The sequence below is a fragment of the Saxibacter everestensis genome, from assembly GCF_025787225.1.
GTDB lineage: Bacteria > Actinomycetota > Actinomycetes > Actinomycetales > Brevibacteriaceae > Saxibacter > Saxibacter everestensis.
The window spans coordinates 1,751,645-1,772,544 of sequence record NZ_CP090958.1; the positions used below are offsets into that span (position 1 = coordinate 1,751,645).

Consider the following 20,900-nt stretch of genomic DNA (forward strand, 5'->3'; position numbering starts at 1 on the left):
TTTGGTTACGTTCGCTCGCCCGCTGCGGCAAGGCTTTATCGCCCAGAGAGCTGAAGCTATGCTCCGAGTCAAGCAACGTGGATCGGAGTCCAGCGTGGGCGTGCGGGTCATGGCCATATTCGCGGCACTCTTCGTCGTTCTGCTCAGTGCCTCCGGCGTTTTCGGCGTAAGCACGGAAGCCGGCTCCAGTCGGCCGGAAACGCGCGCCCAGGCCAGCAGCGAGTCGGTCAGGGGCACCCTGAAAGACCCGGACTCCAAGCCGGTGCCCGGCGTATCCGTCAGAGTTGCGCAGGGCGAAGCCGAGATCGGTACGGTCAAAACCTCGGACGACGGCACTTGGACGATCCCCGTACCCAATCCAGGGACCTACACCGTCATCCTCGACGCCAGCACGCTGCCAACCGGGGTTCACCTGCGCACAAGCGGCGGGGAAAATCTGGCCGACGTCGTAGTGCGCCCCGGGCAAGCGCGCACGGTGATCTTCCCGCTCATCCTCTCCAGCCAGGCGCAGCAACCGCGAGAGGGAGTTCCCTCCGCACCGAAGTCCACAGATGCACAAGAGACCCTGGACGCGGGTCCTGCCACAAGCAGAAGTTTCGGCGGCCGCCTCATCCAGCAGGTCGTCGAAGGCCTGAAGCTCGGCGCAATCATCGCTATCACCGCGGTCGGGCTGTCCCTGGTGTTCGGCACCACCCGGCTGATCAACTTCGCCCACGGCGAACTCGTCACTATCGGCGCGATTGCCGCCTACTTCTTCAGCACGCGGCCATTCGGGCTGCCGATGGTGCTTGCCACCCTGATAGCGATCGTCGTGGGCGGGGCCATCGGGTTTTCCATGGATCGGGTCGTGTGGCGGCCAATGCGGGCCCGCAGCGCCGGGCTGATCCAGATGTTCATCATCTCGATCGGCATCTCCCTCCTGCTGCGCCACCTTCTGCTCGCGCTGTTCGGCTCACGCCGACAGCAGTACGACCAATACACCCTGCAGCAGGCGATGCACTTCGGACCGCTCTCGATCGCGCCACGCGACCTGATCATCACCATCCTTTCCGTTCTGGTGCTGATCGGTGTCGCTCTGATGCTGCTGCGCACCCGGATCGGCAAAGCCACCCGTGCGGTAGCCGATAACAAGGACCTCGCCGAGGCATCGGGAATCGACGTCAACAAGGTGATCTCCGTCGTATGGGTCATGGGCGGCGGTCTTGCCGCGCTGGGTGGTGTCTTCTACGGCCTGACCGAAGCGGTCTATTGGGACATGGGTTTCAATCTGCTCCTACTGATGTTCGCCGGTGTCATTCTCGGCGGCCTCGGCAACGCGTTCGGCGCGGTGGTCGGTAGTTTCGTCATCGGGCTGATCGCCCAGCTGTCCACCTTGTGGTTCCCCGCTGAATTGCAGAACGCGTGGGCCCTGCTTGCGCTCATCGTGGTTCTGCTGATCCGTCCGCAAGGCATCCTCGGCCGAGCCGAGCGAGTGGGATAGGAGGACTGGTGGATTTCCTCAGCGTGATCGCCAATTCTGTCCGGGGGGCATTCGGGCCTGAAGCGTCCATTTACGCCCTGGCTGCCATCGGCTTGAATATCCACTTCGGCTACACCGGCCTGCTCAACTTCGGTCAGGTGGCCTTCATGCTGGTCGGCGCCTATGGGGTGGCGATCAGCGTCACTACATTCGGCTGGTCGTTGTGGGCAGGGATCGGCGTCGGGATCCTTTGCGCTGTCATACTCGCGTTGATCCTTGGCATCCCGACGCTTCGGCTGCGCGGCGATTATCTCGCGATCGCGACGATCGCTGCCGGCGAAGTCCTGCGCTACTTCTACCGCTCCAGCTACGCCGAGCCGACTACGGGCGGGGTGTTCGGCCTCAGGCAGTTTGCGGACACCTTCTTCGAACTGAACCCCTACGAGCCCGGCAGGTACGGTTTCGGGCCGGTGGTATTCGATTCGCGATCTTTGTGGGTTATGACCGTCGGATGGGCGTTGGTCGCGCTTGCGGCAGGCATGACATACGTATTGATCCACAGCCCTTGGGGTCGGGTGCTCCGTTCGGTCCGCGAGGACGAGCTGGCGGCCCGCAGCCTGGGGAAGAACGTATACGCAATCAAGATGCAGAGCCTCGTGCTAGGCGGAATCCTCGGAGCACTTGCCGGGGCACTGCTTGCGATCAACGTGCAGTCGGTTTCCCCTGACAGCTACAACCCGGTCGTCACCTTCTACCTGTACGCGATTGTGATCCTGGGCGGGGCCAGTCGGGTGCTTGGCCCTGTCCTCGGATCGATCATCTTCTGGTTCCTGGTCACCTTCCTCGATGCTTTCCTGCGGCAAGCGACCTCGTCCGGACTGATCCCTGCGTCGCTCCTCAGCGGTTCAGACGTCGGCGCGGTGCGGTTCGCCTTCGTCGGCCTGATCTTGATCCTGTTGATGATGTTCCGTCCCGCCGGCATCCTCGGAAACCAGAAGGAGCTGCGCCTCGATGTCCGATAACAACTCCGCGTCCGATTGCGGCTCGATGTCCGATAACAACGGTGCCAACGGACTGGCCGCCCGGGCCGAGGCCGTCAGCGCCGCCGCAGAGCAAACCAGGTCCGCCACCGAGGCACGCGCGCTGGCGGGCGTCGAACCAATACCCGGGGTAGCGAAGCCGGATCCAATCCTGATCGTGGACAACGTGTCCCGCTATTTCGGCGGTTTGCGTGCCATCAGCGTCGACCACCTGGAGGTGCAGCGCGGCGCGATCACAGCGTTGATCGGTCCGAACGGGGCAGGAAAGACGACGTTCTTCAACGTGCTTACCGGATTCGACTCCGCCGACTCAGGCAGCTGGCGCTTCGAAGGCGTTCCGCTGCAATCGCTTCCGGCGTACAAGGTGGCCAGGCTCGGCCTGGTCCGGACCTTCCAGCTCACCAAGGCACTGATGCGTTTGACGGCCCTGGAGAACTTGATGCTCGGCGCGACTGGGCAGCGCGGCGAGCGTTTCTTCCCGGCCCTGCTCAAACCCTTGTGGAGCGGCCAGGAACGAAAGATTGCGGAACGCGCCGACCGGCTGCTGAACGGCTTCTCCCTGACGCGCATGCGCGACGAGTTCGCCGGCACATTGTCCGGCGGGCAGCGAAAACTCCTTGAGATGGCCCGGGCACTCATGGTTGAGCCGACGATGGTGATGCTCGACGAGCCGATGGCCGGGGTCAATCCGGCGCTTACCCAGTCGCTGCTTGGGCACGTCCGGGAGCTTCGTGACAATGGCATGACCATCGTCCTCGTCGAACACGATATGGATGTCGTGATGGGCATCAGTGACTGGATCGTCTGCTTTGCCGACGGCGAGCTGATTGCCGAGGGCCGTCCGGACGACATCCGGGCCAATCCCGCCGTGATCGACGCCTATCTCGGCACCTCACGGACGACGGAAAACAGTTCAGAACCGAACGATCATGAGGACAAGAAATGAACGATCCAGAGCCGATCCTCCGCTCAGTTGACCTCGTCGCGGGCTACCTCCCGGACGTCAACATCCTCAATGGCTGCAACGTCACCGTCGGCGCCGGTGAACTCGTCGGGATCATCGGACCGAACGGCGCGGGGAAATCGACGCTGATCAAGGCCATGTTCGGCCTCGTGCCCGTCCGTGGCGGCCAGGTGCTGCTCCGTGGCCATGAGATCACCGGGACCGCCGCGCACAAAATGGTGGCACGCGGCCTCGGATATGTGCCGCAGAACGACAATGTGTTCCCCTCGCTGACCATCGAGGAGAACCTGCAGATGGGGATGTTCCTCCGCCCGAAGGAGTACCCCAGCCGCTTCGCGGCCGTCAGCGAGCTGTTCCCGCTGCTGAGCGAGCGTCGCGCGCAGAAATGCGGTTCGCTCTCCGGCGGCGAGCGGCAGATCGTCGCAATGGGCCGGGCGTTGATGACCGGCCCCGAGGTGTTGTTCCTCGACGAGCCGTCCGCCGGGTTGTCGCCCCTGATGCAGGACACGGTTTTCGAGTCGATCAAACGGATCAGCGATGCCGGGGTATCGATCCTGATGGTGGAGCAGAACGCCAAACGGTGTTTGGAGATCAGCAACCGCGGATACGTGCTCGATCAGGGTCGCGACGCGTACACGGGCACCGGGCGTCAACTCCTCAATGACCCGAAGGTGATCGAGCTGTATCTGGGCACGCTCGCCCGCCGGGCTTAGCCCGAACTCTTTCGAACGGGCCGGAGCGAGTGTGCCGTAAAGCGGGTTAGACCGCCCCGCTGTGGCCGGATTCCGGCCATGCGGCAAGAATGGGGACGGCGGCAATTCGAGGCACCGGCCCGCTCTGCCGCCAGTAACCGACAGCACGCGCGGATAGCCTGCGCGGCGTGAGGAGAGGATGCATCGCATGCCACAGCCTTTAGTCAGCAAAGCCCACACAATCTGGAACGGATCACTCACCGATGGTTCCGGCAAGGTAAGCCTGGACAGCTCCGGACTCGCGACCTTCGATATTTCATGGAAGGCCCGTTCCGAGGCTCACAACGGAACCACGACTCCCGAGGAACTCATCGCTGCGGCGCATTCCGCCTGTTTCTCCATGGCCCTGTCGAATGGCCTGGCCCAGAACGACACCCCGCCGCAGGAACTGCACACTTCGGCAGATGTCGCATTCGTCGCAGGTGAGGGCATCACCGGAATTACGCTCAATCTGCTGGCGACCGTCGAGGGGCTCGATGAAGCAAAGTTCCAGGAGATCGCGGCAGATGCCAAGACCAACTGCCCGGTCAGCCAGGCACTGGCCGGCGTGGACATCACGCTGAAAGCCAGACTCGCATAGTCGTAGTCGTAGTCGTAGTCGCAGTCGGCTAGGGCCGGTACGGCGACTAAGCCGAAACAGCCCCACGCCAGGATAGGACCGGCTGGGAGGTCATTGAACAGTGGCTTCCCAGCCGGTCTTTGCTATCCAGGCGTGCAGGGCCGGCTCAGCGACATCGCTGAACCACGGTTCCTTGGCCATGGCGTAGCCGTTGCCATCAGGATCGTGGCTGTGTTCGGAGGCGATCCGCCGCTTCAGTCGCTCGTACTCGTCTCGCCATCCTGGCTCCGCCCGCAACCAGTCGCGAAAAGCCAGGGCGTAACGCCAGTTGGCCGCGCCGAACACCCGAACGTGCAGGTTGACCGCTCGCCCAGGGTCGGCTTCCCGATGGAACCGTTTGCCCCAGGCCTCATGCTCGGCGGAGAACATCGGTTTCGGCGTGTCGAATAAGTGCCGGCCGGGTGGAAAACCGATCCAGGCCAGGCGATCGGCCATTTCGTCGGCATCGGCAAGCGATCGGACCGCCATCTGCAGGTCAATCCGATCCTTGGCGCCCAGCCCGGGTACCGAGGTCGAGCCGATGTGGTCGATCGCAAGCACACCCGCCCCGCCCGCACGACGAATTCGCTCGCTAATCCGCCGCGCCTGGGCGGGCCAGGATGGATCGGCGGCAACTATGACCACCGGCCCGGAGTTGTCGGTCAGTTGCCGGGTGCGAACATTTCTTTCGAACGGGACCAGGCGCTGGCGCCAGATCCGGTCGAGTTCCATCCGTGTCTGTTCGGGCGCTCGCTCGTTGTCCAGCCAGATGTCCGCCACGGCCCGGCGCTCGGAATCGTCCGCCTGCGCGCGGATCCTGGACAGGGCGTCTTCCCGGCTCATTCCCCGTTCACTGATCAGCCGGCGAAGGCGTTCCGGCTCAGAGGCCGCCACCACCATGACCAGGTGGTACTCGGCCTGCATGGCGTTCTCCACCAGCAGCGGCACATCGTGGACGACGATCGAATCGGCTGGGGCTTCCGCAAGCCGGTGCGAAAAGAGCTCTCGCACGGCGGGATGGACTATCGCATTCAGACGCGCCCTTGCCTGCTCGTCATTGAAGATCACCCGGCCCAGCGCGGGACGGTCAAGGGTGCCATCCGGAAGCATCACATCCGGGCCGAAGGCGTCGGCAATCGCTTCGAGGCCGGGCGAGCCGGCTTCGACCGCCTGCCGAGCAAGCAGATCCGCATCGATAACCACAGCGCCGAGGTCGGCTAGCCGAGTGGCGATCATTGATTTACCGGCCGCGATTCCGCCGGTCAGTCCGAGTAGCAGCACGCCGAACAGGCTATCCGATCCGATGTCGCCCGGCTTAGCCGACCGGCACCACCCATACGCCGTCAACCAGCCGGGCAGGGCTGTCGAGGACGCTGCCGGTCCATGCCGCAGTCTCAGCCGCACCGACAGGCAGCCACGGGTTATCCGCGATCAGGACGAAGTCGATGCCCTGTGACCTCAGTGACTCCGCGGCTGCCCGGCCCTGGGCCGAATCCGGAGCGTAGAAGCTACCGGACTGGTTTGCGGCATCGACCGCGGCGTCATAGGGGTCGTCCAGTGCCTGGTAGATCACCGAGTAGCCCAGCGCTGAACCGATGAAGTACCCGCCAGTGTCGGCGTAGCGCATGCCGGCTACGGCCTGCCAGACCATCGCCTCATCGGCGTGCGGCTCAGCCAGGGCTCGCGCACGTGGCACGGTCTTGACCACGTCTCCGGCGCCGATGACCTCGCTGACCGATCCGTTTGTGAAGAACTGCGGAATGCTCACGGCGCGGGCCGGGACCGGTGCCGGGAACACGAAGATCAACGCGATGGCTCCGGCCAGGTACCCGGACCATCGACGGTGAGCGCGCAAGATGTCGAAGCTGACCGCCGCTAGTATCGCCGCGGCCAGGGTCACGAACAGAGCAAGCCGCATCGGCAGCACATTGGCGATAACGGGAACCAGCTCGAACATCCGCCACGGCAGCACCAGGCCTTCGACTGGATTGCCTGCGAAGTACAGCACCGAGCCGAGCGACAGCAGCCATGCGATGGCCCCGGTGAGTGCGATAGGAACAACCACAGCCGGCACGTTCGCCCGGCGGCGCAACACGACGGCGATCAACGCGAGCACAAGCAGCGGAACACCTAGGTACAGACCCCGCTCGGCGTCGTCTATATAGCCGGACCGGCCGTAGTCCCAGCCTGGGAAGGGATTGAGCGCCGTGGTCGGCACCGGCAGCACAAGGTCGAAGAAGTCGTTGTCCCAAATGCCGTGCGGCCGAATAGCGGCTGCCGGCCGGGAGCCGCCGGCAATCAGCATGACCAGCAAGGGCAACCCCACAACCAAGGCAATCAGCACCGAGCCAACGCTGCCGAGCAGCAATCTCCGGGCAATCGCCGGGACCTGTCCCCACCGAACGCTGGCCAGCACCAGGAGCCCGAGCAACGTCATCAGCGCCGTGGAAGCCAGCACCTCGGTCGACAGATACATCTGGAAGCCGACGGCGACTCCGAGGCGCAGCACGATTCCGCGAAGCCGGCTATCGGTGGCCACCAGGTCGTAGACCGCACCGGCCACGATCGGCGGGAGGATGGCGAAGCTCAGGTTCAGGTGGCCGCCACTTTGAGCCACGATGTAGCTGGAAAAGCCATAAACCAGACCGGCAAGACACGCTGCCGGAACGCTTGCCCAGCGGCGCGCAGCACAGGCGGCGGCCAGCGCCGAGGCGACCGGTGAAGCAACAATCAGCAGGTTGTACGAAACAACCGGTCCGGCCAGCAGGGTCACCGGAACCATCGGCAATGCCAACCCAAGCACGGACGTATTCCAGGCGCCGTTTACGCCGTCCGGATGATTCATCATCGTGCTGAACAACAAGGAGCTGTCGGTGCCCCCGGTGAACCAGCCGCGGACGACGGCGGCCGCATGAGCGAGCCACCAGATGAACAGCGAGCTGTCGTCATTCGTTGCGAAAACCCGGGCGCCGACATCCCGCAGAACCGGCAGATACACCAGCACCGAGACGACTAGCAGCAGTGCCGCATACCGAACGACCCAGCTTCGCGCACAGTCACGCAACAACGTGCGCAGACGCGAGTGGGGCCCCCCGTCAGCAGACAGGGAGCCCCACTTCATGCCAATCGTCATGCTTCCATTCTCTTGGCAACGCCGGACGAACGCGACGCAGCGCAAGGAACGAAAAGTTACGACTAGTTTCCTGCGAGCTTCTCACGCAGAGCAGCAAGCGCCTCATCGGTTGCGAGGGTGCCGGAATCGGCAGCCTTCTCATCCGAGGAGTACGAGGAAGCAGAGGAGGACGACGACGACGATGCCGGAACCTCGTCAGCGGAACCCTCGTCTTCACCGGCGGCTGCGTCAGCTGCGTTCGCCGCGGCAACCTGCTTCTTGTGCTCTTCCCAGCGTGACTGAGCAGCAGCGTACTGGTGCTCCCACTCTTCACGCTGCTTGTCGAAGCCTTCGAGCCATTCCTGGGTCTCCGGGTCGAAGCCCTCGGGGTACTTGTAGTTGCCCTCGGCGTCGTATTCCTGAACCATGCCGTACAGGGCTGGGTCGAGGAACTCTTCGGCGTCTGGGTCTACGCCCTCATTGGCCTGCTTCAGCGACAGCGAGATCCGGCGACGCTCAAGGTCGATATCGATGACCTTGACGAAGATGGAATCATCGACGTTGACGACCTGCTCTGGCAGATCAACGTGACGCACGGCCAGTTCGGAGATGTGCACGAGGCCTTCGATGCCGTCTTCGACACGAACGAACGCACCGAACGGAACCAGCTTCGTGACCTTACCCGGGACAATCTGACCGATGGCGTGCGTCCGGGCGAACTGCTGCCATGGATCTTCCTGAGTCGCCTTGAGCGAGAGCGAAACGCGCTCGCGGTCCATGTCGACATCGAGAACCTCGACAGTGACCTCGTCGCCGACCGTGACGACCTCGTTCGGGTGGTCGATGTGCTTCCAGGAGAGCTCGGAAACGTGAACCAGACCGTCTACGCCGCCAAGGTCCACGAAGGCACCGAAGTTGACGATGGAGGACACGACACCAGGGCGGACCTGGCCCTTCTGCAGGGTCTGCAGGAAGGTGTGCCGAACCTCGGACTGGGTCTGCTCCAACCAGGCACGGCGGGACAGCACAACGTTGTTGCGGTTCTTGTCCAGCTCGATGATCTTCGCATCGACCTGCTGGCCGATGTATGGAGCAAGGTCGCGGACGCGACGCATTTCGACCAATGAAGCTGGCAGGAAGCCACGCAGGCCGATGTCGAGGATGAGACCACCCTTGACAACCTCGATAACGGTACCGGTGACAATGCCGTCTTCTTCTTTGATCTTTTCGATGTCGCCCCAGGCACGCTCGTACTGAGCGCGCTTCTTCGACAGCATGAGGCGGCCTTCTTTGTCCTCTTTCTGGAGAACAAGCGCTTCGACCTCGTCGCCAACGGATACGACCTCGGAGGGATCCACATCGTGCTTGATCGAAAGCTCGCGGGAAAGAATTACACCCTCGGTCTTGTAACCGATGTCGACCAAAACCTCGTCGCGATCAACCTTGACGATCGTGCCTTCGACGATGTCGCCATCGTTGAAGTACTTGATCGTGGCGTCGACTGCAGCGAGAAAATCTTCAGCAGATCCGATGTCATTGACAGCGACCTGCGGTGTTGTCGCCTTTTCGGGCGTCGTGGTGGTCATAAAAGTAGGGACTCCGTTGATGGACATTTGCATAGTGCTTCACTTCCGGCCCCGGCGATCACAGCGATCGTCCGATTCCCTTCATGAAGCAGCTGCGTAGTAGATGGACAGGTACAGTATTGAATTGCAGATTGACATGTGAAACTGATCGTCGAAACCACCAACCGAAACACATTGTGAAACAGTGAGTGACTAGGCGAACAGAATCGAAAATCACATCAGTTCTGATTGCATGCGCGGCCGGTTTCATCCCGTGAGACTTAGCGAAGCTGCCTGCCGGTGACTTGCTCAGTTACTTGCAGGCCTGCCCGCGATCGCACAGCACTGCAACCAGCATTGCGCACACACGCGACAAGCTTACCATCTAGAAAGTGGGAATGTACTCAATGACGGAAGGCGACAGCGCCGGCAATATTATCAGCGGTGGCTACCTTTCCATCGGCGCCGAAGAGTCGGTCCGGGCCAACCGGACCTACTGGGACGGTTCGGCGGAGGAATACCTCAAGGATCACGGCAGCTTCCTTGGTGCGAGCCAGTTCGTCTGGTGCCCGGAGGGGCTCAACGAGGCCGACGTTCACCTGCTTGGTGACGTCCGGAACAGGGACGTTCTGGAAGTCGGCTGCGGCGCCGGCCAGTGCAGCCGCTGGCTCGCTGAGCAGGGCGCGCGCGCCGTCGGCGTGGACTTCTCCCCCGGAATGCTTGAGCAAGCACGCCGTTTGCAGGAAGAGCATCCGCTGAGCGATGGCGCCGTGCCGCCCACGCTACTGGAGGCCGACGCCCGTCATCTGCCGTTCCAGGACGACTCCTTCGACCTCGCTTGTTCTGCCTACGGTGCGCTTCCGTTCGTGCAGGATGCCGAGTCCGCGCTGTCCGAGGTCGCCAGGGTACTGCGGCCGGGCGGACGATGGGTCTTCTCCGTCTCGCACCCGATTCGCTGGATCTTCCCCGACGTTCCGGGTGAGGCTGGCCTCACCGTCGAATACTCGTACTTCGACCGGACGCCCTATGTCGAGCTGGCTCAGGACGGTTCACCGATCTATGCCGAACACCACCGGACGATCGGCGACTGGGTTTCGCTTATCACCCGCGCGGGATTCGCGCTGCGCGACGTCACCGAACCCGAATGGCCGGAGTCGAACACCAGTGCCTGGGGCGGCTGGTCGCCGCTGCGCGGGTCGCTGATGCCGGGGACAATGATCTTCAGCTGCGAGCTGGCGTAGCGTTGGTTTGGGTCGAGAATCCGCGCTTGGGCACGGGAATGGCGGCCCCGCCTGGGGCGCGGCGGACGGCGGAATCGTCTCGCCCATCTCGCTCGTCCCTCGCTCGAAATGCCCGACCACACCCTGACGAGGCCGTCGTCCCCACGCGGGCTCTGGGTGTTCTCATCGCCGATCGTGGGTTTAGCCGCGAAACGTCGAAAACAACCGAGCTCTCAGCATCAAATCCACGACTGACCCATGACAATGAAGTCAAACCAACCCCCGTAAGCGGGTTAGTGGGCGGCCTCGTGCCAGGAGCGGCCGTAGCCGACATTGACGTCGAGCGGAACGTCAAGATCCGCGGCGCCTGCCATTTCGGTGCGGACAATCTGTTCAACCACATCTCGCTCGCCGGAAGCGATCTCGACAATGATCTCGTCGTGCACCTGAAGCAGCATTCGGCTCTTCACTCCGGCATCCCGGAGCGCGCGATCCACGCCGAGCATGGCGCGCTTCATGATGTCCGCCGCAGACCCCTGGATCGGCGCGTTGAGCGCGGCACGCTCCGCCATCTCGCGGCGCTGCCGGTTGTCGCTGGTCAGGTCCGGCAAGTAACGTCGGCGGCCGTAGATCGTCTCGGTGTAGCCGGTGCGCCTCGCCTCGTCGACGACGGTAGCCAGATAGGTCTGCACGCCGCCGAAACGCTCGAAGTACTCGTTCATCAAGGCTCGGGCCTCTTCGACGCTGATCCTTAGCTGGCGCGACAACCCGAAGGGGCTCAGCCCGTACACCAGCCCGTACGACATCGCCTTGACCTTGGAACGCATCTCCGAGGTGACGTCGCTCTCGTCGACGCCGAACACGCGGGCCCCGACGAATCTGTGCAGGTCCTCCCCCGCCAGGAACGCCTCCTGCAGCCCGGCATCGCCGGAGAGATGGGCCATGATCCGCATTTCGATCTGACTGTAATCTGCGGTCAGCAGGCACTCGAAGCCTGCATCTGCCGAGCCCTTCCCGACGACGAAGACTTCACGAATCTGCCGGCCGGCATTTGTCCGCACCGGGATATTTTGCAGATTCGGGTCAGTCGAGGACAGCCGTCCGGTCGCGGCCACGGTCTGCTGATACGTAGTGTGAATCCGGTCGTCATCCGCAATCGACTTCCGCAGTCCCTCGACGGTCTGCTTCAGCCGCGTGCTGTCCCGGAACTCCAGCAGGTGCTGCAGGAAGGGGTGCTCGGTTTTCACGTAGAGGTCGGCCAACGCCTCGGCGTCGGTCGTGTATCCGGTCTTGGTCCGCTTGGTCTTCGGCATGTCCAGTTCATCGAAGAGCACGACCTGAAGCTGCTTCGGCGAACCGAGGTTGATCTGTTTTCCGATCGTTGCGTACGCCGCGTCTGCCGCCAATTGAGCAGCTGCTGAGAATTCCGCCTCGAGTGCGCCGATCCGGTCGAGGTCCACGGCGACGCCGGCGTTCTCCATTCCGGCCAGTACCCGCATGACCGGAAGCTCAAGCTCGGAGAGCAGTTTGGTGGAGTTCTTCTCCACCAGTTCGGGGACCAAGGCCTCGTGCAGAAGCCGCACGGCCTCGGCACGCTGCCCGGCTGCCCGCGCTTCCGCGCTCCCGCCATCGAGATCGAGGCTGAGCTGTTCGCCGGAATCCGCCGCGTCGGGCAGCGACATGCCGAGGTGGCGGACAGCAAGGTCGTCGAGCTGGTAGCTTCGCTGGTCCGGATGCAAAAGATATGCAGCTAGGGCGGTGTCGTCGACCAGCCCGCCGATACTCATGCCACGGGCGGCCAACGCCTGCAATGCTCCCTTTGCCTCGTGCATCACCTTCGGCACCGACTCGTCGGCGAGCCAGGCGGCAAGCGCCTTGTCACCGACCTCATCCAGCTCGTTGAGATCAATCACAACAATACGTTCGGCGAGAGACTGGTCCGGCGACGCAATCGCGATCTTCGCAACATCGCCGGTGCCCTGCGCCCAGTGGCCGAGAGCCTGGACACCGACCGGACCCGCGGTCGCCGCGCTCAGCCACTTCATCACGTCATCCGGGGCAAGCAGAGCCGGTTCTGCCTCCAGAGACGAGGTGGTCTCGGTCTCGTCCGGCGTTTCGGCGAACAACCGGTCGCGCAGCACGCGGAACTCAAGGGCGTCGAACAGCTGATGAACGGCTTCGCGGTTCGGCTGCGTGCGCGCTGCGTCATCCAGACCGAAGTCCAGGTCCACGTCACGCACGAGCAGGTTCAGACGTTGATTACGCAGCACTGAATCGATGTGCTCGCGAAGGTTGTTGCCTGCCACGCCGGGAATCTTGTCCACGTTAGCGATCACGCCGTCGAGACCGCCGTACGTTGCGATCCACCTGGCCGCGGTTTTCGGCCCGACCTTGGGCACACCCGGCAGGTTATCGGCCGATTCGCCGACCAGGGCCGCGAGCCCCGGGTAGTTGTCCGGCGTCACCCCGTACTTCTCCTCGACGGCAGCCGGGGTCATCCGCACCATGTCGGACACGCCCTTGCGGGGGTACAGTACCGTCGTCCGGTCGCTCACCAGCTGCAGGCAGTCCCGATCGCCTGACATCAGCAGAACGGAGTATCCCTCCTGACTGGCCTGGGTCGCAAGCGTGGCGAGCACGTCGTCAGCCTCGAAGCCGGCCTTGGTCACCACCGGGATGTTGAAGGCGGCCAGTACCTCCTCAACGAGGGCAACCTGGCCCTTGAACTCGTCCGGCGTCTTTGAGCGCCCCGCCTTGTACTCGCTGTACTCCGCGAGTCGAAATGTCTCACGGGAGAGGTCGAATGAGACGACGCAGTGCGTGGGCTTCTCACTGCCCAGCACGTTGATCAGCATCGAGGTGAAGCCATACACGGCGTTCGTGTGCTGGCCGGTCGCGGTGCTGAAGTTCTCCACCGGGAGGGCGAAGAACGCACGATAGGCCAGGGAGTGGCCATCGATCAGCAGCAGGGAACGTTCATCGGCAGGGGTCAGGGTCTTTTCGCTCACCATGCCAGCCTAAGCTGTCTGGAATGAATGATCATCTCAAGACATCGCTTACGTCGTCGGCAGAGCCGTCGGACGCCGACATCCTGCCGTTCATGGCCGGGCACGCCGAGGGAACCCTGGTCGAAAGAATGGGAATCAGGTTCACCGAGGCCAGCCGGACCCGCGTGGTTGCCACCATGCCGGTGGAAGGAAACACCCAGCCGTACGGGCTGCTACACGGTGGTGCCCACCTCGTGCTGGCCGAAACGCTTGGCTCGATGTCCGCCGCCTATCTCGCCGGTCCGGACCACATTGTGGTCGGCATCGAGATTGGCGCAACGCATGTCCGCGGCGTGAGGTCCGGCCTGGTCACCGGCACGGCAGAGGCCATCCATGTCGGCCGCACCCTGATTTCTCACGAGATCAAGATGACCGACGAAGAGGGAAAGCTGCTATCCACTGTGCGCATGACTAACCTGGTCCGGACCAAGCCTCCCGCCGCGACGTAGCCCACTGGCCGCGGGAGTCGCAGTTTGCGAAGAAGCCCGCTGGCCGCGCGAGTCGCAGGCTGCACGCCGTGCGGCCAGGTTCGACTCCGCGCGGCCGGGTTCGCGCTTTAGCGCTTCTTACCCACCTGGGCGAGCACGGTCTCTGCCACCTCACGCATGGTGAGCCGACGATCCATCGAAGTCTTCTGGATCCAGCGGAACGCGTCGGGTTCGGTGAGGCCCATGTTCTCGATCAATGAGGCCTTGGCCCGGTCGACCAGCTTGCGGGTTTCGAACCGGTCCTGCAGGTCGGCAACCTCGGATTCCAGCGCATTGATCTCGGCGTGCCGGGACAACGCGATCTCCAACGCGGGCGCGAGGTCATTGGCAGTGAAAGGCTTGACCACGTACGCCATCGCGCCGGCGTCCCGCGCCTTTTCCACCAGCTCACGCTGGGAGAAGGCGGTCAGCAGCACAACCGGAGCGATCCTGGCCTTGGTGATGCGTTCGGCTGCGGAGATACCGTCCAGCACCGGCATCTTGATGTCCATCACGACCAGATCAGGACGCAGTTCCTCGGCGAGACGGATCGCCGATTCACCGTCGGCGGCCTCACCGACAACGTCGTAACCGATCTCACGGAGCATCTCAACGATGTCCAGGCGGATGACGGCCTCGTCCTCGGCAACGACCACGCGTCGCACCGGGGCCACGCTGCTGGCGTCAGCGGCAATGAACTGAGGGGATGCCGGGCTTGAGTCTGGTTCAGAATCTTGAGTCACGCTTCAATCCTAAACGCCACGGCAGGGCCAGCGTCACGGCGGCCACGCGATTCGTGCCACAGTGCACTTTTCGATATGCTGAACTAGGTTTTTCCGGCGTAGCGCCGCAAATGACCGATAGGCCGGATTGGCGGAATTGGCAGACGCGCCGCACTCAAAATGCGGTATCGAAAGATGTGTGGGTTCAAGTCCCACATCCGGCACCGTGTGTGATGAGTCGGGACATCGTTTACGGATGAGTCGGGACATCGTTGACATAGAGAGCTCGCCTTGGTCTTCGGATCGGGGCGGGCTCTTTTATTGTCTGGGTTGGTAGTCGCGGTCGGGGTCGATGGTGAGTTCGCGGAGGATTTCTCCGGTGGTGGTTTCGGTGATGACTACGTCGCGGTTGTGGATGAGCATGAGCACGGGCTTGTGGGCGTGGGCGCGTCCGATGCCGATGTGGCGTAGGCGTGCGTTGTAGCGCAGGGAGATTTTTCCTGTGGTGTCGATGCGGTCGGTGCGGATCCGCCAGTGGCCGCCTTGCCGGGCGTTGAGGGGTTGGGCTTTTGGGGTGTTGTTGTAAACGTTGGCGGGTGTGCGTCGGTCCAGGGCGCGATGGGGGCGTTCGTGGTTGTAGATCTGCCGGAATTTTCCCAGTTGGTCGTTGAGTTCGATTAGGGTGTGCGCGGCGGGTTGACCGGTGAGCCATTTCTTCAGGGTTTGGTGGAAGCGTTCGATCTTGCCCTGGGTCTGCGGGTGTCCGGGTGAGCCGTTCTTCTGGGTGATGTTCAGGGCTGCGAGGAGCGTTTCGAAGCCGTTGCGTCCGCCTTTGCCGCCTGCGAAACGGGCGGTGTAGACGAGGCCGTTATCGGTCAACGTGGAGGCGGGGAGCCCGTAATAGCTGGAGGCTTGGGCAAAGGTGTTCACGACGACGGTTCCGGTCACGGGCCGGTAGGCGGTGCAGGCTAGTAGGTAGCGGGAGTGGTCGTCGAGGAAGTTGAGAATTTCTACGTCGGTGCCATCAGCCAGGGACCAGTGGGTGAAATCTGATTGCCAGGTCTCGTTTGGTTGGGCTGCTTCGAAGCGGTGGAGTGAGGTTTTGGGGCGTTTTTTCGGTTCCGGGGTGATCAGTCCTGCGGCGTGCAGGATGCGGCGGATGGTCGAGGTCGAGGGGGTGGCGTGTCCTTGGCGTTGTAGGTGCCATGCGATGGTTTGCGGGCCGGCGTCGAGCCCGGCAGCTTGGAGCTGCCTCGGAGGTGGACGATTCTGGTGGCGATGTCATCCGGGGTGTGCTGTGGCACTGAATTTGGTCGTCGGGAACGTGGCTCGACCGCGCTCAGGCCGCCGGCCCGATAGCGGCGGATCAACTCATGGACCCATTGCCGTGAGACGGCGTATTTGGCAGCGGCCTGGGAATGGCTCAACCCCTGCTCGGTAACGGCAAGAACGATGACTTTCTGCTTCGACATAGGACATCGTTGCCCACCCCGAGTGTCAACGATGTCTCGACTCACCGGCAAAGCATCACTGTCAAGGATGTCCCGACTCAGCTGTCAACTATGTCCTGAAACTACACACCACGCTCTCCGCCCTTGTGATGAGTCGGGACATCGTTCACAATGAGCCCGCCCTGGTCTTCGGACCGGGGCGGGCTCTTGTGTTCAGCTGACGCCGTCCTGGCGTGGCGAGACCGCAAGATCGTTGACAGGCAGCGTAGCCCTGCTCTCGAATGTCAGAGTATCTCGAATGTCAGAGTAGGGGTGTTTTAACCGCGCCTAAACGCACTTACTGTGTCATTGGGCACCGGCCATCCCCGATGAAGCCGGGTGCACGGGCGATCCAGGATCAGTTCGTGGACCCAGCGTCGACTGACGTTGTATCGGCGGCTACTGTCTGGGATACGTGTTGTTCGGTAACGGCCAGAACGATGACTTTCTACTTCGACATAGACCATCGTTGCCAGTCCGGGGTGTGAACGATGTCCCGACTCACCGAGGGAAGTTCACCTGTGAACGATCTCCCGACTCATGTGAGAGCGGTGTTAATCCCCTTCGTACTCGATGTCAGCACGATTCGCGCCTGCGCCAGCATACGCGGACAGAGTTCCGTTTCGCCTCGCCTCACCCGTCCGAACCGCCGTCTGCAACAGGGGCCTCTGGGCAATCCGCGTCTTCGGCATCCTTCGAAGGTAAGCGCACTTTCGGCGTCGGGCCGAGTTATCCACAGTCGTGCTCATGCGGAAACAGCGCGAAGTCCGGGGCTCGTAAGAAGAACGTTCGGCGAAAGCTGTCACCGTTAGTTCAGAATGGCGGTTTTTCAAAGCTCGGTTTGGCAGTTCAGCTGTTCTCAGATAGAACCGGCGGCGACCTGAAGTCCCGCGCCTGCCAGGTAGTTAGTGATGACGGTGGTGAACATTTCGTCCGGTTTCTCGGGTTCGTGCTGCCCAGTGAGTGCGTCGGACAGCAGCGGGTAATTCCCTGCCTGGACTACATCGGAGAGGTACTGTAAGCGGGCGTTCTCCCCGTCGGGGCCCTCCTTGGAGCTGGCGGCTGATGAGCGCTCATTTTGTACGAATGCGGAGGTGATGGCCGTCATCATGGCCACGGTCTGCAGTTTCGCGGGGCCGGGCATGTCCACCAACTCCATAGCGGACAAGGCATGCTCCAGGTATCCGAGAGCGTTGGGTCCCATTGAGGGCCGGGTCAGCAGCAGCGGAGCCAGCCACGGGTGCCGGTGCATGATGGCCCGACCTTGCCGTGCCAGGTTCAGCAGCTGAATCCGAGGTGGTTCATCGGAGGGGTCAAGGTCGTATTCACTACTGACCGTGTCAACGATGAGTTCGATGAGCTCGTCGTGGGATTTCAGATACCGGTATAGGGACGCCGCGCCGGCCCCGATGCCGGCGGCCACGCGTCGGATGGACACCGCCGCCAGGCCGTCCCGGTCGGCGATATCGATCGCCGCCGTGGCAATCCCCGCGCGTGAGTGCTCTGGTTTCGGCCCGACCCCTGAACGCTCCGGCCGCCGCCAGACGTCAATGGGGTCATGTGAGGGCATACCTGTTCCGCCTTTCGTCTGGCCGCTTAGGTTAGGTTCCGTACCTATTCCACTATACGCTTGATTGCGAACTGTGATCGCAATCAAGCGGAATGAGAAAATTGCATGCGGGTACTCATGATTACGCCAGGGACCCGAGGCGATGTCGCCCCGATGGCCGGGCTCGGCAGCAGACTTCGAGCCTTGGGGTTTGACGTCGCAATCGCGGCGAATGCCGCCTATGCCCCGCTGGTCACCGCAGCCGGGTGCGAGCACCGCGAACTGCCCGGTGACATGAGCCATCTGGTCAGTCCCGCCGCCCCAGGGAAGAAGGCCACGGGCGCGGATCTGCGCAGGTACATGCGCGAACTCGGTGACTACATGGACCTGGCCGCGACCGGAACACTTGCCGCGGCCGAGGCCGGCGCCGACGTGATCCTGGCAAATGCGATCGCTCCCTATGCCTACGACGTGGCTGAGGCCCTCGGCGTCCCTGCCATCGGCGCCCATCTGCAGCCGACCGAACCCAGCACCGCCTACTCGCCCGTACTTCTTGGGACCGCCCGCAGCCTGGGTCCGGCGGGCAACAAGCTGCTCGGTTCACTGATATCCGCGGGAAAGGCACCCTACGACGCCCCGAGCGCCCGCATCCGCCAGGCCCTCGGGCTGCCCAAAAGGGCCCGGTCTGCGTCCGAACGCATCCGAAGGAAAGCCAACTGTCCCGTTCTCCACGGCATCAGCCCCGCCATATTTCCACGCCCGGCGGACTGGCGATCCGGACTCACCATGACCGGCTACTGGTGGCCAGAAACCGAGCCGGGCTGGCAGCCGCCCGCCGTGCTTCTCGAATTCCTCGCGGACGGACCGCCCCCGGTCTTCATCGGCTTCGGTAGCAGCGCAGCCCTGGACGCCGACTTCATGCTCAACGCCGCCCACCGCGCGGGGGTACGCGCGGTACTGCAAGGCGTACAGGGTGCCTCCGGACCCGATGCCATCAGCATCGGATCCGTTCCGCACGAATGGCTGTTCCCGCAGACGGCTGCGGTGGTCCACCATGCCGGAGCGGGGACCGCCGCGGCAGGGCTGCGCGCCGGCGTGCCGACGGTCAGCCTGCCGATATATACGGACCAACCTTTCTGGGCCGCACGGATCACGTCCCTCGGCGCGGGCCCGCGACCGGTCCCCTACAAGGAACTCACAACCGAACGGCTGGCCGCCGCCATCACGCAGGCCACCACGACGCCGGCCTACGCCGCACGAGCACGCCAACTGGCGGCAAAGCTCGCAACGGAAGACGGAACTGCGCCCGTCGTGACAGCGCTGCGGACCGCTGCGAAGCAGATGTAGCGCGCACGGCGAAAGCTCAAAACCCGGACTTCGGTGCGGGCGAAACGCGTATGTACAGACTGACTCTAGGCCGGGCGTGCCTTCTGCGGGCCGTAGCCTTCGATCGCCAGGTCAGCGTCGGTGTCGTCGGCGAATGCCGGCGCAACACCCTTGATCGCGTCGCCCATCTTGTGCACCCGGAGCGCATTCGTCGAGCCGGTGAGTCCCGGCGGTGAACCGGCAACCATGACCGCCAGCTCGCCTTCCTTCGCCTCGCCATTGCCGAGCAGGATGGTGTCGACCTGCCGGGCCATCTGATCGGTGTGCTTGACCTGCTGGGCGATGAAGGTGTGCACTCCCCAGGTCAGCGCCAGCTGGTTGCGGACGTCTTCCACCGGCGTAAACGCCAGCAGCGGCAAACGTGGCCGCAACCTGGACATCCGGCGCACCGAGTCGCCCGACTGGGTGAATGTGCACAGCAGCCGGACGTCGAGCAGCTCACTGATCTCGACGGCAGCCTTCGTGATGGCGCCACCGCGGGTATGCGGCAGGGTGCCAAGTGGGGCAATCCGGTCCAGGCCGTGTTCCTCGGTCGATTCGATGATCCGCGCCATAGTGCGGACCGCCTCGATCGGGTACTTTCCGACCGATGTCTCGCCGGAAAGCATGAGTGCGTCGGCGCCATCCAGGACGGCGTTGGCACAGTCCGAGGCCTCGGCGCGGGTCGGCCTCGCCTCGGAAATCATCGACTCAAGCATCTGGGTCGCGACGATGACCGGCTTAGCCCGCTGGCGCGCCAGCGTGATGGCGTCCTTCTGCACGATCGGCACCTGCTCGAGAGGAAGCTCAACACCCAGATCGCCGCGGGCGACCATGATGCCGTCGAAAGCATCGACGATCTCGCTGAGGTTCTCCACCGCCTGCGGCTTCTCGATCTTGGCGATGACCGGGACGACCCGGCCCTCTTCGGCCATGATCGCGTGCACGCGGTCGACATCGCTGGCATTGCGAACGAACGACAGCGCAACCATGTCGAAGCCCATCCGCAGGCCCCAGCGCAGATCGTCCTCGTCCTTTTCCGACAATGCCGGCACGCTTACCGCGACCCCGGGAAGGTTGAGGCCCTTGTTATTGGAGACCGTTCCCGCGATCTCGACCGTGGTGACCACGTCCGTTGCGGTCACTTCCGTGGCCCGGAGCCGAATCCGGCCATCGTCGATCAGCAGCGGATCACCGACGTTCACGTCGCGCGGCAGGCTCTTATGCGTCGTGCCGACGATGTCCTTGTCTCCGGGTACGTCGTTGATCGTGATCGTGAATGTATCGCCGGTGTTGAGCACGACCGGGCCATCGGCAAAGCGGGCCAGGCGAATCTTCGGGCCCTGCAGGTCGAGCAGCACGCCGACCGCCCGACCGGAGTCTGCCGCCGCCCTGCGCACCGAGCGGTAGATCTCCTCATGCGTCGCGTGGTCGCCATGGCTGAGATTGAAACGTGCGACGTCGAGCCCTTCGGCGACGAGTGCACGTAAATGTTCATAGGAAGAGGTAGCCGGCCCGAGGGTTGCTACGATTTTTGCGCGTCTCATGTT

At 63.3% G+C, this 20,900-nt stretch carries 15 protein-coding genes, 1 tRNA gene and 1 pseudogene; 9 read left to right on the forward strand and 8 right to left on the reverse strand.

Annotation, left to right across the window (positions count from 1 at the left end; all coding sequences use genetic code 11):
* Positions 1–58: 58 nt before the first annotated feature.
* The 5 genes from LWF01_RS08415 (at position 59) to LWF01_RS08435 (ending at position 4,795) form a co-directional block, all read left to right on the forward strand.
* On the forward strand, positions 59–1,480 hold the full coding sequence (locus LWF01_RS08415; RefSeq protein WP_349640579.1) for a branched-chain amino acid ABC transporter permease: 1,422 nt from the start codon (positions 59–61) through the stop codon (positions 1,478–1,480).
* A gap of 8 nt (positions 1,481–1,488) precedes the next feature.
* A complete protein-coding gene (locus LWF01_RS08420) occupies positions 1,489–2,481 on the forward strand; it encodes a branched-chain amino acid ABC transporter permease (protein WP_349640580.1) in 993 nt (330 codons plus the stop codon).
* Positions 2,471–3,445, forward strand: a complete 975-nt coding sequence (locus tag LWF01_RS08425) for an ABC transporter ATP-binding protein (protein WP_349640581.1) — start codon at positions 2,471–2,473, stop codon at positions 3,443–3,445. The genes LWF01_RS08420 and LWF01_RS08425 overlap by 11 nt, the downstream gene beginning before the upstream one ends.
* Positions 3,442–4,176 carry an ABC transporter ATP-binding protein gene (locus tag LWF01_RS08430; RefSeq protein WP_349640582.1) on the forward strand — a complete coding sequence of 245 codons (735 nt, stop codon included), beginning with the start codon at positions 3,442–3,444 and terminating at the stop codon, positions 4,174–4,176. Before LWF01_RS08425 ends, LWF01_RS08430 begins: the two co-directional genes overlap by 4 nt.
* Before the next feature lie 187 nt (positions 4,177–4,363).
* Positions 4,364–4,795 carry an OsmC family peroxiredoxin gene (locus tag LWF01_RS08435; RefSeq protein WP_349640583.1) on the forward strand — a complete coding sequence of 144 codons (432 nt, stop codon included), beginning with the start codon at positions 4,364–4,366 and terminating at the stop codon, positions 4,793–4,795.
* Positions 4,796–4,885: 90 nt separating this feature from the next.
* Here the strand turns inward: LWF01_RS08435 and coaE are convergent, their stop codons facing one another.
* The 3 genes from coaE to rpsA all read right to left on the reverse strand — a co-directional run bounded on the left by coaE (position 4,886) and on the right by rpsA (position 9,511).
* Positions 4,886–6,094, reverse strand: a complete 1,209-nt coding sequence (gene coaE / locus LWF01_RS08440) for a dephospho-CoA kinase (RefSeq protein WP_349640584.1) — start codon at positions 6,092–6,094, stop codon at positions 4,886–4,888.
* 34 nt (positions 6,095–6,128) lie between these two features.
* On the reverse strand, positions 6,129–7,946 hold the full coding sequence (locus tag LWF01_RS08445; RefSeq protein WP_349640585.1) for a hypothetical protein: 1,818 nt from the start codon (positions 7,944–7,946) through the stop codon (positions 6,129–6,131).
* Positions 7,947–8,008: 62 nt separating this feature from the next.
* Entirely contained in the window at positions 8,009–9,511 is a 1,503-nt protein-coding gene (gene rpsA, locus LWF01_RS08450; RefSeq protein ID WP_349640586.1) for a 30S ribosomal protein S1, read from the reverse strand.
* 377 nt (positions 9,512–9,888) lie between these two features.
* Here rpsA and LWF01_RS08455 point away from each other — a divergent pair, with 377 nt between their 5' ends.
* Positions 9,889–10,731, forward strand: coding sequence for a class I SAM-dependent methyltransferase (locus LWF01_RS08455; protein WP_349640864.1), 843 nt, complete (start codon positions 9,889–9,891; stop codon positions 10,729–10,731).
* Between the two features lie 272 nt (positions 10,732–11,003).
* On the opposite strand, the gene polA is transcribed toward LWF01_RS08455, so the two are convergent.
* Positions 11,004–13,718: a DNA polymerase I gene (polA, locus tag LWF01_RS08460; protein WP_349640587.1), complete on the reverse strand. Its 2,715-nt coding sequence runs from the start codon at positions 13,716–13,718 to the stop codon at positions 11,004–11,006.
* A 92-nt stretch (positions 13,719–13,810) separates the two neighbouring features.
* Between polA and LWF01_RS08465 the strand changes: the two genes are divergently transcribed.
* Entirely contained in the window at positions 13,811–14,206 is a 396-nt protein-coding gene (locus tag LWF01_RS08465) for a PaaI family thioesterase (protein WP_349640865.1), read from the forward strand.
* Between the two features lie 107 nt (positions 14,207–14,313).
* Here the strand turns inward: LWF01_RS08465 and LWF01_RS08470 are convergent, their stop codons facing one another.
* Positions 14,314–14,919, reverse strand: a complete 606-nt coding sequence (locus LWF01_RS08470) for an ANTAR domain-containing response regulator (protein ID WP_349640866.1) — start codon at positions 14,917–14,919, stop codon at positions 14,314–14,316.
* Positions 14,920–15,088: 169 nt separating this feature from the next.
* On the opposite strand from LWF01_RS08470, the gene LWF01_RS08475 reads away from it, so the two are divergent.
* A tRNA-Leu gene (locus LWF01_RS08475) sits at positions 15,089–15,170 on the forward strand.
* 26 nt (positions 15,171–15,196) lie between these two features.
* Here the strand turns inward: LWF01_RS08475 and LWF01_RS08480 are convergent.
* Together LWF01_RS08480 and LWF01_RS08485 are read right to left on the reverse strand one after the other, a co-directional pair.
* A pseudogene (locus LWF01_RS08480) lies at positions 15,197–16,418 on the reverse strand (IS481 family transposase).
* Positions 16,419–17,295: 877 nt separating this feature from the next.
* Positions 17,296–18,006, reverse strand: coding sequence for a TetR/AcrR family transcriptional regulator (locus LWF01_RS08485; protein WP_349640588.1), 711 nt, complete (start codon positions 18,004–18,006; stop codon positions 17,296–17,298).
* Between the two features lie 105 nt (positions 18,007–18,111).
* Here LWF01_RS08485 and LWF01_RS08490 point away from each other — a divergent pair, with 105 nt between their 5' ends.
* A complete protein-coding gene (locus tag LWF01_RS08490) occupies positions 18,112–19,332 on the forward strand; it encodes a glycosyltransferase (protein WP_349640589.1) in 1,221 nt (406 codons plus the stop codon).
* A gap of 65 nt (positions 19,333–19,397) precedes the next feature.
* Here LWF01_RS08490 and pyk read toward each other — a convergent pair whose 3' ends face one another.
* Positions 19,398–20,897, reverse strand: a complete 1,500-nt coding sequence (gene pyk / locus LWF01_RS08495) for a pyruvate kinase (protein ID WP_349640590.1) — start codon at positions 20,895–20,897, stop codon at positions 19,398–19,400.
* Positions 20,898–20,900 lie beyond the last annotated feature (3 nt).

Coding starts and splice junctions, on each gene's coding strand:
- LWF01_RS08415 (WP_349640579.1), top strand. CDS start 59: ATGCTCCGAGTCAAGCAACGTGGATCGGAGTCCAGCGTGGGCGTGCGG.
- LWF01_RS08425 (WP_349640581.1), top strand. CDS start 2,471: ATGTCCGATAACAACTCCGCGTCCGATTGCGGCTCGATGTCCGATAAC.
- LWF01_RS08430 (WP_349640582.1), top strand. CDS start 3,442: ATGAACGATCCAGAGCCGATCCTCCGCTCAGTTGACCTCGTCGCGGGC.
- LWF01_RS08435 (WP_349640583.1), top strand. CDS start 4,364: ATGCCACAGCCTTTAGTCAGCAAAGCCCACACAATCTGGAACGGATCA.
- LWF01_RS08445 (WP_349640585.1), bottom strand. CDS start 7,946: ATGACGATTGGCATGAAGTGGGGCTCCCTGTCTGCTGACGGGGGGCCC.
- rpsA (WP_349640586.1), bottom strand. CDS start 9,511: ATGACCACCACGACGCCCGAAAAGGCGACAACACCGCAGGTCGCTGTC.
- LWF01_RS08455 (WP_349640864.1), top strand. CDS start 9,889: ATGTACTCAATGACGGAAGGCGACAGCGCCGGCAATATTATCAGCGGT.
- LWF01_RS08465 (WP_349640865.1), top strand. CDS start 13,811: ATGGCCGGGCACGCCGAGGGAACCCTGGTCGAAAGAATGGGAATCAGG.
- LWF01_RS08485 (WP_349640588.1), bottom strand. CDS start 18,006: ATGCCCTCACATGACCCCATTGACGTCTGGCGGCGGCCGGAGCGTTCA.
- LWF01_RS08490 (WP_349640589.1), top strand. CDS start 18,112: ATGCGGGTACTCATGATTACGCCAGGGACCCGAGGCGATGTCGCCCCG.
- pyk (WP_349640590.1), bottom strand. CDS start 20,897: ATGAGACGCGCAAAAATCGTAGCAACCCTCGGGCCGGCTACCTCTTCC.